Raw genomic sequence first — 11,681 nt, 5'->3', positions numbered from 1 at the left:
CGTCCGCCCTGCCGGGGCCGACCGCGCCGGTCCGACCGGGCACCAGCCTCGCGGCGGACGGACCGGCCCGCCACCGGAGCGCTGCTCAGGGGTGGCGGGCCGGGCGCGGGTCGGGCGCGGGTCGGGCGCGGGGCTCAGCGGGCCGCGTCGGGCGGGGTCAGCCGGTCGGGGCGCCGGCCCGTTCGACGAGTGCGTTGAGCAGGGCCGCGCCGCGCTCGGCATCGTCGACGCTGATCACGAAGTCCGTCCCGCGCCTGGTGCGGACCACCAGGCACTCGCCGGAGCGCAGGAAGACGCTGGTGCCCCCGCGGAAGACCCGGAAGCCCCAGCCGCCGGCCTGACGGGCGTTGAGCCGGCCGACCCGGGCGGAGGCGATGTCCTCGGGGGCGAGGTGCCGGGCGGGCAGGCCGAACGGGCCGAAGCCGACGTGCAGGCCGTCGTCGCCCACCCGGACCCGGACGGAGGAGCAGAGCAGCAGGGCGACGGCGCCGAGACCGAAGAGGACCACCGACGCCCAGTCCACGGACTCGGTGCGCCCGGCCGCGGCGAGCAGCAGGCCCGCCGCCGTGAGCAGGCCCATCAGGGCGGCGACCACCTGCATCCAGTGGTTGGAGGCCCGGGACAGCCACACCAGCCGCTCACCGGCCCTGAGTTCCAGCACCGGGGCGCCGGGCCGGGCGGGCCCGTCGGCGGCAGGCCGGGTCGCCAGCCAGGCCAGCACGCCCGCCAGGCCCGCCGCGAGAGCGATCAGGAGCACCTCGACGCCCATCGGCGCGGCGTCCTGCCAGCGGGCCCGGTCCAGGTTGGCGCGCACGACGGAGGCCTGCGCCCCGCTCAGCAGCACCCCGGTGGCGGCCAGCACCGGAGCGGCGGCGCCGCGGGCGGGGCCGGGCCGGAAGCGCAGTGCGGTGGCCAGACCGGCCGCGACCAGCAGCCAGACGACGGCCGGGAACAGTGCCGCGGCCGTCAGCGGCATCGAGCCGTCCGGCCGGCTGCCGCTCCAGTGCGTGGCCACCTGCTCCGGCAGCCGGTCCCGGGCGGTCAGCGGCAGTGCGACCAGCAGAGCCGTCACGCCGAGGATCCAGACCCCGGCCCCCCACAGCGCCGTCCGGCGCACCGGCCGGTCCGGGGCGGGTTCCCCGGCGGCTGCTTCGTCCTTCACGACATCCCCCTGATCAGATCCACGAGATCGTTCCTGCTGTAGCCGGCCTCGGCCGCGTCCGCGACCAACTGCCGTACCCGCTCGACCAGTTCGCTACGGGTGTCGGCATCGGTGGCGACCGTGATGCCCCGGCCCCGGCGGAACTCCAGCACCCCCTCGTCGCGCAGGGCGCGCAGCCCGCGCAGCACGGTGTTGGTGTTCACGCCGAGGGCCCGGGACAGCTCCCGGGCGGGCGGCAGCTTGTCGCCGGGGGCGCACTCGCCCTCCGCGACGGCCCGTCTGATCGCGCCCGCCACCTGCTCGTGCAGGGGGCGGGCGTCGCCAAGGTCCAGCTTCAGCAACATGGTGCTAGTGACGATAGCACCATTCGGTCATGGTGCCACCGGCCGCGCAGGGACGGACGGTTCAGGGGACGTAGAGGCTCTGCGCGCCGGTGACCCGGGTGTCGTCGCCGGCCGCGACGGTGTCGAGGACCTCCCCGCCGCAGTCCGCGCCGGAGTGGATCTCCACCGCCCGGTCGGTGAGGTTGTCGATGATGCTGCCGCCCTCGTCCAGGGCGTAGCAGCCGGAGGGATCGGTCTGGGTGGTGCCGTTGATGGCCAGGTCCCCGGTGGCGGCGGCGGCCGGAACGGCGGTCAGGGCCAGGGCGGCGGCGGTCATCAGCGGGACGCCGAGGACGGCGCGAAGAGTGATGGTCATGCCGGATGCATAACCGTTCGAGCGGCGCGCCTCGCCGGGAAGAACCGGGTTGCCCCCGGAGGGCGCACCGGACGGTGGGGAGCGCCGATCCGTGTGGCGGGGAGCGCCGATCCGTGTATGGAGTGCGTACGGAACGCCGTCCGGGGCGTCAGGGAGGCGTCAACGAGCGCCGGGCGGGCGGCCGGGAGGCGATTGGGTGGGGAGCGACGGAGGACCGAACCACACGAGGACGGATCATGCACGGCGACGGACGGCACCAGGACGGCACGGCACCCAGGGTGGTGGTCGGGGTCAGCGGGTCACTGGGCAGTCTGGCCGCGCTCCACCGCGGCCTGGCCGAGGCCCGCGACCGCGGTGCGGTGCTGTGGCCGGTGCTCGCCTGGGAGCCGCCGGGCGGCGAACACGGCTACCGCCGCTCGCCCTGCCCGCAGCTGCTCGCCGCCGTACGGGAGGCCGCCGAGCGGCGCCTGGACGAAGCCCTGGAGGCGGCCTTCGGCGCGGACGGCCCCGACGTGCCGATGCAGCCCGTGGTGATCCGCGGCGAGAGCGGCCCCGCCCTGGCGCACGTCGCCGACCGGCCGGACGACCTGCTGGTGCTCGGCCGCAGCGGCGGCCCGCTGCGCCGCCGGCTGCGGCGGTCGGTGTCCGCGTACTGCGCCCGCCGGGCCGGCTGCCCCGTCCTCGTCGTCCCGGTGCCCGAGCTGCTGCACGACCTGGAGGCGCTCCACCGCCGCACCCGCTGGCACCTGCCGGTCGCCCCGGCGCCCGAACCGCTCGCGGCGAAGGGCCGGTGACGGGTGCGGATGTACTCGGCGCGCCCCGGCGGCAGCCGCTACCGGCCGGTGCTGGACCGGCTCCCGCCCGGCACCTCCGGCACCACCGCCCTGCTCGGCGGCGGGCTGCTCGCGCTCGCCCTCGGCCGGGCCGGCGCCCTGCACTCCGGAACGCCCGCGCTCGCCGCCTACCTGGCGCTGTGCGTCCTGGTCGGACACTTCTCCCGCCCGTGGGCCGCGCCGCTGGTCGGCCTGGCCGCCTGGCTGTGCTGCAACGCCTTCGCCGAGCACCGGCACGGCGAGCTCGGCTGGTCCGGCACCTGGCCCGAGACCTGGCACTACGCGGCGTTCACCGCCGCGGCCCTGCTGCTCCCGCTGCCCGCGGCGCTGCCCCGCCGCAGGGTCCGGGTGGCACTGCTGCGCCCGGACCGTACGGTCTGAGGCGCCCCGTGGACGGCCCACCCCCTCCCCGGGGTCGGGCTGCCGCCGAACCCCCGGGCCCCGGCCGGTACTCCGGAGCCCGCGGCGACCGGTGGAGGACAGGTGAAGGACGGGGCGCCCCGGTGCCCCGCGGTGGAGTGGCCGACGTTCGGACCGCGGGCCCGCCGCCCGCAGCGGCCACTCCACCGCCCCTCCCGCGCACCGCTCCCGTTCCGTCATGTGCTGCGCGCCGTGGCCGAGTTGGTGCCCCCACCCTGGTGGCCGAGGGCAAGGACGCGGAGGATGTCCGTATGCGGATGACGAACGCGGACCGGCCGAGGAGCGTGACGGGCGAGGACGTCGGGGCGACGGCCCGGCTGCTGGCCCGGGCCTTCGGCGACGACCCGATGATGCGCTGGTTCTTCCCCGAGGAGGCCACCCGCCCGGCCGCACTGGCCGGCTACTTCACCACGCTGCTCACCCGGCAGTACCTGCCGTACGGGGTGTGCGAGCGCACCGGGCAGGCGGCCGCGTTCTGGGTCGCGCCGGAGGCGCAGGAGAAGGCCGTGCCGGACGAGGGGACGATCCGCGCGCTGGCCGCCCTGCTCGGCGACCGGGCCGACTGGTTCCGGGACTGCGTCGAGGCGGCCGCCGCGAACGCGCCCCAGGAGGCCCACTGGTACCTGGCGGTGCTCGGCACGGACCCCGCCGCCCAGGGCCGGGGCCAGGGCGCCGAACTGCTCCGCGCCGGTCTGGCCCGGGCGGACGCGGCAGGGCTGCCGGTCCACCTGGAGTCCTCGAAGCGGGAGAACCTCGCCGTCTACCGGCACTTCGGCTTCGAGGTGCTGGAGGAGGTCCGGCTGCCGGCCGACGGCCCGCCCCTGTGGACGATGCGCCGCGCGCCGCGCGCCTAGGGCGTGATTCGGATCACGCCGGTCGCGCGCCGGTCGCCTCGCCCGTGGCCGAACTGCTGGCCGGCCCGCTCGGCCGGTATCCGTTGACGACAGGCAAGGTGAGGTGCGATCAGCTGTTGGCCCAGTCGGCCCAGTCCTGGGTGTTGGCGCTGCCGGCCGGGTTGACGGTCACGGCGGTACCGGCGGCGGTGCCGGAGGTGTCGAGGACGAAGCCGGTGGCGAGGTTGGTGAACGTGTAGGTGCCGCTGCTGTTCGGGGTGACGTGCCACTTCTGGTACTGGCTGGCCGGGCTCCAGAACTGCAGGGTGGCCGGGCCGCCGGCGCTGCTGGGGGCGGTCAGGGTGAGCGGGGTCGAGCAGCTGTCGTAGACCCTGACGGTGTGGTCCGCGTTGAGCTCCACCTTCCAGGTGTCCGGGGTGTGGGTGGCGGAGGGCGCGCCCAGGACGACGCCCGGGGCGCCGGTGACGGCGCAGTCGCGGTCCATGGCCATCCCGTTGCCGTTGGTCAGCACGTGGTAGCGGCCGTCGTTCACCGGACTGGAGAGGTAGTTGATGGTGTGGGCGGCCAGATAGGTCAGCACCGTCTCGGTTTCGGGCAGGCCGATTCCCAGCCTGTTGTTGAAGTACGCGGCGAAGTCGACGGGGCTGTACGCGGTCAGCACGTCGATGCTCTTGTTCCAGCCGCCGTCCGTGTGGTTCCACAGGTCCAGCAGCGAGCCGTCCACGTTGCCCTGGACCTGGTCGCCGGTCTGCCACCCGCTCCCGTAGGTGAACGACCGGCTGCTGCCGTTGGGCCACACGAAGCGGTAGTCGCCCAGCAGGTAGGCGGCGGCGGCGTCGGCGAACCCCTCGACCAGGGCGCAGCCGGCGGAGCTGACCAGGGGGATGGAGTGCGGGGCGCAGTTGGGGAGGGGCGGCAACGTGGCGTTCTCGTAGAGGTGCTCCATGAAGAAGTGTGCGCTCTCGTGGAGCACGAGGTGCTCGGAGTCGGGGTCGGCCGCTGCCAGGTGGACGGTGTTGGTGTGCTGAGCGTAGTACGTGCCGTCGGTGGAGGTGGGGTACCACTGGAGGTTCAGCTCGGTGCAGGCGTTGCTGTCGTGTTCCCGGCTCGACCAGCAGGTGCTGAGGGGGTTGTTGCGCGACCACCACAGCAGGTTCTCGGCGTCGAAGGCGTGCCAGGCCGGGGCGGTGAGGGGGGCGACCGTCAGCACGCCCAGCGAGCGGCCGGCCGTGACGTTCTGCTGGGTCGGCGACTCCATCGTGTAGAGGTTGCCGGAGGAGTCGGTGACCTTCCAGAGCTTGCTGCTCTCGGTCCTGAACTTCACCGAGAGACTGCTCATCGAGGTGGTGGTCACGGGGGTGTAGCAGAGGTTGAAGCTGCCGTCGGAGCCGGCGGTGTACTGGTAGTCAGGGGTGAGCTGGTGCGAGGAGTCGGTGGCCCGCTCGGCGCCCCACAGCTGGACGTCGGCGTTGCGCACCGGCTTGGTCAGGGTGGGCTTGTTCGTACCGGCCTCGGCCGACTGGTACTGGTACTGCAGGGTGCCGCTCAGGCAGATGGGGGAGGCCGCCGCGGCCGGGGAGGCCGCCAGCGGGACGAGGGCGGTGGCGGCCAGGACGGCGGTACAGAGGGCGGCGAAGCCGCGGGGGAGTCGGAACCCGATGGACAACGGTGCTTCCTCTCGACAGCGCGCAGCCGGCCCGTGACCGCGATTCGGCTCGCCGACGACCGACCAGGAGCCAGGATCAGCGCTGCACGCCGAGTGCGAAAGAGCGCCTGGAAGCGCGGTCGATGAACCGACAAGCCGATGGGATCACTTCGGTGGCGAAGTTCTCGCCGCGCGCCCGGCCCCGCTTGGCCGCGCCGTTCGTGCCGTTCGTGCCGTTCGCAGGCCGACGATCCGTCAGGCGTGCCCGTCAGGCGTCCTCGGCGGGGCACAGGCGGCGGTGGAGTCGACCTGATCTTTGAAGACGGGCCCTGGGTCAGTCCTGCGGCGGCCGGGCGATGCGCAGCCCGGCCCGACGGAGTTGTGCGGTGATGTCCGAGAGGTACTGCTCGGCGTCGGCCACCGTTCCGATCCCGGCGGCCCGCTTGCGGATCCGGTCGTGTTCCTGCGGGTGCAGGCGCGCCTCCTGGATCGCGGCCGTCTCGACGAACCCGCGCAGCGTCGCCGTGACGGGCCGGCCGGGATCGGCCGGCCCGGTGGCCTCCGCCTTCCAGGAGACGCCCGACTCGGCCGGGTCGGGCAGGGTGCGGGGCGCCTCGCGCGGGGCGTCGGCGGAGAGCAGGTGGAGGAAGTCGTTCGCCCGGGCGTCGCGGTCGGTGAGCGGGGCCAGTCCGAACAGTCGCTCGACGGTGGCGAGCAGTGAGCCGTGGTCGTACTGGGTGTGGTCGATCAGGTTGCAGTTCCGCTCGCCCGTGCCGGCGTCCGTGCCGGCGGGCCCGGCGGCGGCCGCGGCGGCCGGGATCCACGGGGAGACGACGACGGTGGGCACCCGGACGCCGAGCCGGTCGAAGCGGAAGCCGTGGGCGCTGTGTTCCGGGTCGGTGCGGTCGCCCGGCGGGACGGCCGCGGGCGGCGGCACGTGGTCGTAGAAGCCGCCGTGCTCGTCGTAGGTGATGACGAGCAGGCTGGACTCCCAGAGCGGCGAGCGCCGCAGCCCCTCGTAGACGGACTTGATCAGCGCCTCGCCGTCGGTCACGTCGTCGAGCGGGTGCTGGCTGTTGCCGCAGCGGAAGTCGCCGCCGTGGGTGAGGACGTGGCCGTAGTTCGGCTCGATGAAGGTGTAGGCGGCCGGGTACGCGGGGTCCTGGAGGTGCTCCGCCAGGTCGTCGAGGTGGTGGTAGTGCTCCACCGTCGTCGGCAGGTCCATCCCGGCGAGCGCGCTGACCTGGGGGAGCGCGTCGCCGGCGTAGACGCGCCACGGGAGGCCCTTGCCGTCCAGGGCCTCGTAGAGCGTCCCGTGTTCGAAGGTGTAGCCGCTCAGCTTCGACCGGACGGTGTCGACCGGGTCGGGGCTGTGGTCGAGGCCGGCGGAGCTCGCCGCGTGCAGGAAGAAGCGGTTGGGCCAGGTCGGCCCGGGCAGGGCGGAGCACCAGCGGTCGCAGACGGCGAACTCGCGGGCCAGGGTGCTGAGGACGGGGAGCTGCTCGGCGGTGAAGCAGGCCATGACGGCGCCGGGGTCGGCGAGGGCCTCGGCGTCCTGCTTCACCGTCGCCTCGTTGACGTAGTTGTCGACGAACCCGCCCAGGGTGATCGGCGGGTAGGTGCCGTCGTAGGCGCACCGGTCGTCGTGGGGGCGGCCGGTGATGGCGGTCGAGGCGAGCTGGAGCATGACGTCGCAGAACTCGTGCGGCGGGTCGACGGGCAGGGCGAAGGGCGCGCCGAGCCGGACGGGGTAGTCCCTGCCCGCGTGGTGGTTGCCCGCGCGGGTGTCGGGGCCGTCGACGGTGGTCGGCGCGCCGGTCACCGCGTCCGTGCCGACGCCGTGGCGGAGGCTGCCGTCGGCCACCGTGCCGGTCGACACCCCCAGCATGTGGTCGAACGAGCGGTTCTCCAGGACCAGGACGAAGACGTGCCGGATCCGGCCCTGGGGTGCCGGCGCCCGGCCGGCCCGCAGCCCGGCGAGCCAGGCGTGCCACTCCTCCCGCTCGTGGGTGATCGCCTGCCGGATGCGTTCGATGGGCTCCATGCGCCCACCCCAGCAATGGTGGTGACTGACCGTCAAAGACCCACGCCGGTCGGTGGTCGGTCAGTCGTCGGCGTGGAGGGTCACCCCTTCCGGAGGTCCGGGTCCACCCGGTAGCAACAACGCGGCGCCCCCGGGCCTTCCGTCCGCCGGTACACCGGGCAGGGTATGACGATCATAGGAGTGACTTTCACCTGGGCGGGGAAGATCGCCTTCGGTGCGGCGGTGCACTGCTCCGTGCCGGGTCGATCCTGACGCCGTCTTGACGTGCGAAAATGGCAAAGCGCAAGCAAAATAGGCGTATCGTTCAGGCAAAGCCGCATCCGTGGGAGGGGTTCGATGGAGACGACCGAGCTGGAGTCGAAACGGCAGACGCAGGGCGGGGCCGGCGTCGACGGGCAGGACGGCACCGACGGGCCGGAGGGCGGTTCCGCCGCCCTGCTGCGCCCCACCCGGGAGGCGCTGCTCGCCCGCCAAGCCCACCGGGCCCCGCGCTGGAAGCGACTGCTGCCGCCCGGATCCGCCGGGCGCTCGGCCTGGATCCGTCTGGAGGCGGACGCCCAGGCCGAGCGCCTCGGCCGCCGCACGCCCGGCACCGAGCACGTCCTGCTGGCCCTTCTCGCGCTCCACGAAGTGGCCGGGAAGGAGCCGGAGTTGGCGCCCGAGGCGAACGCCGGTGAGCTGCTCGCCGGGCTCGGCCTCGACTACGCCCGGGCCCACGCCGCCCTCGACGCCGGACAGGTGACGCTCCCCGCCGACCCGCGCTCGGTCGAGGCCTACCTGTCCGGCGGCGCGGCGGACGGCGGCGCCGAGCCGCTGCTGAGGGTGCTGCTGGCGGAGGACACCCGGGCCCGGCGCCTGGTCGAGGCCCTGCGATCATGAGAGCCGCTCCGCGCCGCTGAGGGCCGACGGGCGATGACAGAGGAAGGACCCCCGATGCACGTCACCCTCGCCGAGGAACTGGTGCTGCTCTCGCTGGACGACCGGACCGGCGCCCCGAAGGAGGGCATGAACACCGCCTGGGCCGCCGCGGGCGGCCTGCTGGCCGAACTGGTGCTGGCCGGGCGGGTCGACGTGGCCGACGGCCGACTCGCCGTGGTCGACCGCACTCCGACCGGTGACCCGCTGCTGGACGGCCGACTGGAGCGCCTCGACGAGTGGGTCGGCACCAAGCGACCGGGCAAGGCCAAGGCCGCGGACTGGCTCACCAAGGACCGCTCCACCGTGCTCCGGGACACCGAACTGCGCCTCTGCGAGCGCGGCCTGGTCACCGAGGAGCGGCACCGCGTCCTCGGCATCTTCCCCGTCCGGCACTACCCGGAGGCCGACGGCAGCGTCGAGCGCGCCCTGCGCGAGCGCCTGACCGCCGTCGTCCTGGACGGCGCCGAACCGGAGCTGCGCACCGCCGCCCTGATCGCCCTGCTGCACTCGGCCAAGCTGCACCGGCTGGCCTTCCCCGATCTGCCGCGCAAGCAGGTCGAGCCGCGCTTCGCCGAGATCGCCGCGGGCGACTGGGCGGGCGACTCCGTCCGCGAGGCGATCAAGAACATGCAGCTCATGATGGCCGCCGTGATCGCTGCGACCACCGCCGCCACCGCCGCGACGGCCTGAGAACACCGGGCCCGCGGGGCCCGCCGGGCCCGCGCCCAGGCTCAAGCGGGGCGGTCGAGGCGGTGCTCCCACCGGAGGGCGCCGTCGTCGCCGATCCAGTAACGGTGTGCCCTGCTGGTGATGTGGATCCGTACGGCGGTGATGTCCGGACCACCGGCGCCCCGCCAGGCGAGAAGAGCCCGCTCGACGACGTCCCACAGGGCGACGGGACCACCCTGGCGGACCGTCCACGCCCCGCCTTCGCGGACGAACTCCGCGAAGGACTCGTGCCCCGGGTCGAAGAGGTAGCGGAGCTGCGTGCCATCGTCCGCCGTGGCCCGGACGAACTGAGCGCCGGGCGAGGCGAGTTGGGCGAGGAACGCCGGCATCCACTCGCTCAGGACGGTCGGTGGAACGCGCACAGGCCGCTCGCTCTCGGGAAAGGCGGTGCGGGCGGAGAGGTCACCGGCGATCGGCACGGCGGCCTGCGATCGCGCCTGCATGAACGAGGAACGGTCGATGATTTGACCCTCGGCGGTACCGTCGCCGTTGACCACGACCTTGGCCAGGCCGGTCCCGTACCCCCAGGAGCCGACCGTCGCCAGGACGATCCCGCCCGGCCTGGTCTGGCGAATCCAGGTGTACGGGATGCGGTCGACGGCGCAGGTGGCGATCACGCGGTCATAGGGAGCGCGGCGAGGATGCCCGAGGAGCCCGTCCCCGACGACGGTCCAGGTCGAGAAGCCGACCGTTTCCAGCGCCGCATCGGCGCGGGCCGCGACGTCCGGATCCACCTCGACCGTTGTGACGTTGTCCTCGCCCAGGCGGTGGCACATCAGCGCGGAGGAGTATCCCGTGCCGGTGCCGATCTCCAGCACCTGGTGCCCGGCCGTGACGTCCAGGTGCTCGATCATGCCGACCACAGTGGCGGGCATGGTGGACGAGGACGTGGGCGAGCCCGTCACGAGCCCCCTGGCCTGTTCGGCGGTCAGGTGCCCGTCGAGCTGGGTGGTCAACGACTCGTCGCTGTAGGCGATCTCCACCCAGGCGGTCGGCGCGGTACCCGCTGCGGTGGCGGGTCGCCACCGGCCGCCGTCGCCGGGAAGGAAGACCCCGGGGGTGAGGAACTCCTCGCGCGGGATCGCCTCGACGGCGGCGCGCCACTCCGGAGTCCGCAGGACGCCCGCCTTCTCAAGCCGGTCGGCGAGGGCGCGCCGATGGGGCGCGGTTCCGGTCATGCTGTCTCTCCTCGTGTCAGCAGATCAGCGAATGCGGCGGACATCTCCAGGCCGGTCTTCTGCTCCAGCCAGCCCCATTGGCCGTTGGGATTCAGCTCCAGCCACCAGTAGTCGCCGGCTCGGTCGACAGCGAGGTCGAACGACCCGGAGACGAGACCGAGTTGGTTCAGGAGGTCGTGAAGTGCCTTGTCCAGGCGGCCGGGCAGGTCCACCACCGTGTACGAGAGGGCGGAGTAGTCCCTGCGCCAGTCCAGGAGGTCACAGTCGATCCGGACGGCGAACGTGCGCCGACCGACGACCAACACGCGAATGTCGGAGGCCTTGTCGATGCGGGCCTGGAAGAGGTGCGGCGTCACCCGCACGCTCTCGTCAAGCTCGGCTGCGGAAGCTGGCTCCGCCCATCCGGTGTGCTGCATGCCGTCGCGATCGTACGGAGTCCACCGCAGCGTCTTGAAGATCACCTGATGGTCACGAGGCCTCCTTGCAGTGCGATGGTGGGATGTTCACCGGGATGGGAAACATCAGGCGGCTTCCCCCTCGACGTCGTTCTTCTGGGTCCAGATCCGCGCCGAGTCGTACGAGTAGAAGTGCAGCGGCTCGGGACGGGGCGGGAGGGCTTGCACCAGGCGGTTGGTCCTGTGGTCGTGGACGGCCCAGACGGGGAAGCTGGTGCCGGCCGGGGAGTCGGCGGGGACGATGGTGTACCGGCTCACTTCCGGGCCGCCACCTGGATGAACCCGCCGGCCTTTTCAACCGCCCGGGCGAACTCGTCGTACTCGCCGCCGATGGGGGTGATCGTCGCCTGGCTCGGGACGAGGATCGCGCCGGCCTTCCGGTCCTTGAGGTTCTGCAACGCGGCCTTGAGCAAGGGCCGCTCGTCGGGGCCCTTGTCGTTCGCGTGCTCGTCCACGATGGTGAGCGTGATGCCCCAGCCGAAGGTGTCCGCGTACCTCTCGCAGTCGCGCATCTCCCGCTCGGGGAACGCCATTCCCGGCTTGGCCAGGTAGACCACGGCGTGGAACTTCGGCGGCCTGGTCGTCGGCGCCGACACCGGCTCGGCCACGAGCGGGCCGTCGTCGTCCTCGGCGAGACACCTCTGAACACGCTTCGGGATGTCGCGCTTCGCTGTGGCACTCATCGTCGGTTCCCTCTCCTTCGCGCATGGGGGCGTGGGATGGACCGTACGAGGAGCGGCCAGC

General features: G+C 73.4%; 13 protein-coding genes and 1 pseudogene. 5 read left to right on the top strand and 9 right to left on the bottom strand.

The genetic code is table 11. From position 1 onward, the window contains the following. Positions 1-157 precede the first annotated feature (157 nt). The 3 genes from ACFY2K_RS21840 to ACFY2K_RS21830 form a co-directional block, all read right to left on the bottom strand. Positions 158-1,162, bottom strand: coding sequence for a DUF1648 domain-containing protein (locus ACFY2K_RS21840; RefSeq protein WP_387713299.1), 1,005 nt, complete (start codon positions 1,160-1,162; stop codon positions 158-160). Continuing rightward, positions 1,159-1,506 carry a GntR family transcriptional regulator gene (locus tag ACFY2K_RS21835; RefSeq protein ID WP_375884444.1) on the bottom strand — a complete coding sequence of 116 codons (348 nt, stop codon included), beginning with the start codon at positions 1,504-1,506 and terminating at the stop codon, positions 1,159-1,161. The genes ACFY2K_RS21840 and ACFY2K_RS21835 overlap by 4 nt, the downstream gene beginning before the upstream one ends. Positions 1,507-1,567: 61 nt before the next feature. Further along, positions 1,568-1,861: a hypothetical protein gene (locus tag ACFY2K_RS21830; RefSeq protein ID WP_387713296.1), complete on the bottom strand. Its 294-nt coding sequence runs from the start codon at positions 1,859-1,861 to the stop codon at positions 1,568-1,570. Positions 1,862-2,097: 236 nt separating this feature from the next. Between ACFY2K_RS21830 and ACFY2K_RS21825 the strand changes: the two genes are divergently transcribed. The 3 genes from ACFY2K_RS21825 (at position 2,098) to ACFY2K_RS21815 (ending at position 3,968) form a co-directional block, all read left to right on the top strand. Further along, complete coding sequence (locus ACFY2K_RS21825) at positions 2,098-2,655, top strand: universal stress protein (RefSeq protein WP_375884449.1); 558 nt, start codon at positions 2,098-2,100, stop codon at positions 2,653-2,655. A gap of 9 nt (positions 2,656-2,664) precedes the next feature. Beyond that, a complete protein-coding gene (locus tag ACFY2K_RS21820) occupies positions 2,665-3,075 on the top strand; it encodes a hypothetical protein (RefSeq protein WP_375884452.1) in 411 nt (136 codons plus the stop codon). A gap of 296 nt (positions 3,076-3,371) precedes the next feature. Beyond that, the gene (locus ACFY2K_RS21815) at positions 3,372-3,968 is read left to right on the top strand and encodes a GNAT family N-acetyltransferase (protein WP_387713331.1); all 597 of its coding nucleotides are present in this window, start codon (positions 3,372-3,374) and stop codon (positions 3,966-3,968) included. 109 nt (positions 3,969-4,077) lie between these two features. Here ACFY2K_RS21815 and ACFY2K_RS21810 read toward each other — a convergent pair whose 3' ends face one another. Together ACFY2K_RS21810 and ACFY2K_RS21805 are read right to left on the bottom strand one after the other, a co-directional pair. Next, on the bottom strand, positions 4,078-5,634 hold the full coding sequence (locus ACFY2K_RS21810) for an RICIN domain-containing protein (RefSeq protein WP_387713293.1): 1,557 nt from the start codon (positions 5,632-5,634) through the stop codon (positions 4,078-4,080). 313 nt (positions 5,635-5,947) lie between these two features. Beyond that, on the bottom strand, positions 5,948-7,657 hold the full coding sequence (locus ACFY2K_RS21805; RefSeq protein ID WP_387713290.1) for an alkaline phosphatase family protein: 1,710 nt from the start codon (positions 7,655-7,657) through the stop codon (positions 5,948-5,950). A gap of 336 nt (positions 7,658-7,993) precedes the next feature. On the opposite strand from ACFY2K_RS21805, the gene ACFY2K_RS21800 reads away from it, so the two are divergent. Together ACFY2K_RS21800 and ACFY2K_RS21795 are read left to right on the top strand one after the other, a co-directional pair. After that, positions 7,994-8,536 carry a hypothetical protein gene (locus ACFY2K_RS21800; RefSeq protein WP_387713288.1) on the top strand — a complete coding sequence of 181 codons (543 nt, stop codon included), beginning with the start codon at positions 7,994-7,996 and terminating at the stop codon, positions 8,534-8,536. 54 nt (positions 8,537-8,590) lie between these two features. After that, positions 8,591-9,265 (top strand): GPP34 family phosphoprotein, encoded by a 675-nt coding sequence (locus ACFY2K_RS21795; protein WP_387713285.1) that lies wholly within the window; start codon positions 8,591-8,593, stop codon positions 9,263-9,265. Positions 9,266-9,306: 41 nt separating this feature from the next. Here the strand turns inward: ACFY2K_RS21795 and tgmC are convergent, their stop codons facing one another. From tgmC to ACFY2K_RS21775, 4 genes and pseudogenes are all read right to left on the bottom strand, one after another. Beyond that, the gene (gene tgmC, locus ACFY2K_RS21790; protein ID WP_387713282.1) at positions 9,307-10,482 is read right to left on the bottom strand and encodes an ATP-grasp peptide maturase system methyltransferase; all 1,176 of its coding nucleotides are present in this window, start codon (positions 10,480-10,482) and stop codon (positions 9,307-9,309) included. Then, positions 10,479-10,946 (bottom strand): annotated as a pseudogene (locus ACFY2K_RS21785) (ATP-grasp ribosomal peptide maturase); the annotation flags it as partial. The pseudogene ACFY2K_RS21785 and the gene tgmC, both read right to left, overlap by 4 nt. A gap of 57 nt (positions 10,947-11,003) precedes the next feature. Further along, complete coding sequence (locus ACFY2K_RS21780) at positions 11,004-11,195, bottom strand: hypothetical protein (protein ID WP_380642261.1); 192 nt, start codon at positions 11,193-11,195, stop codon at positions 11,004-11,006. Beyond that, complete coding sequence (locus ACFY2K_RS21775; protein WP_380642259.1) at positions 11,192-11,620, bottom strand: hypothetical protein; 429 nt, start codon at positions 11,618-11,620, stop codon at positions 11,192-11,194. Before ACFY2K_RS21775 ends, ACFY2K_RS21780 begins: the two co-directional genes overlap by 4 nt. Positions 11,621-11,681: the final 61 nt, after the last annotated feature.

Source organism: Kitasatospora sp. NPDC001309, assembly GCF_042896295.1.
GTDB lineage: Bacteria > Actinomycetota > Actinomycetes > Streptomycetales > Streptomycetaceae > Kitasatospora.
The sequence above is the reverse complement of the archived record's forward strand: the minus strand, read 5'-3'. Positions and strand labels throughout refer to the sequence as shown.

What these genes read in the sequence shown, in the direction of transcription:
- ACFY2K_RS21835 (WP_375884444.1), bottom strand. Translation starts at nt 1,506, where the DNA reads ATGTTGCTGAAGCTGGACCTTGGCGACGCCCGCCCCCTGCACGAGCAG.
- ACFY2K_RS21830 (WP_387713296.1), bottom strand. Translation starts at nt 1,861, where the DNA reads ATGACCATCACTCTTCGCGCCGTCCTCGGCGTCCCGCTGATGACCGCC.
- ACFY2K_RS21825 (WP_375884449.1), top strand. Translation starts at nt 2,098, where the DNA reads ATGCACGGCGACGGACGGCACCAGGACGGCACGGCACCCAGGGTGGTG.
- ACFY2K_RS21820 (WP_375884452.1), top strand. Translation starts at nt 2,665, where the DNA reads ATGTACTCGGCGCGCCCCGGCGGCAGCCGCTACCGGCCGGTGCTGGAC.
- ACFY2K_RS21815 (WP_387713331.1), top strand. Translation starts at nt 3,372, where the DNA reads ATGACGAACGCGGACCGGCCGAGGAGCGTGACGGGCGAGGACGTCGGG.
- ACFY2K_RS21805 (WP_387713290.1), bottom strand. Translation starts at nt 7,657, where the DNA reads ATGGAGCCCATCGAACGCATCCGGCAGGCGATCACCCACGAGCGGGAG.
- ACFY2K_RS21800 (WP_387713288.1), top strand. Translation starts at nt 7,994, where the DNA reads ATGGAGACGACCGAGCTGGAGTCGAAACGGCAGACGCAGGGCGGGGCC.
- ACFY2K_RS21795 (WP_387713285.1), top strand. Translation starts at nt 8,591, where the DNA reads ATGCACGTCACCCTCGCCGAGGAACTGGTGCTGCTCTCGCTGGACGAC.
- tgmC (WP_387713282.1), bottom strand. Translation starts at nt 10,482, where the DNA reads ATGACCGGAACCGCGCCCCATCGGCGCGCCCTCGCCGACCGGCTTGAG.
- ACFY2K_RS21775 (WP_380642259.1), bottom strand. Translation starts at nt 11,620, where the DNA reads ATGAGTGCCACAGCGAAGCGCGACATCCCGAAGCGTGTTCAGAGGTGT.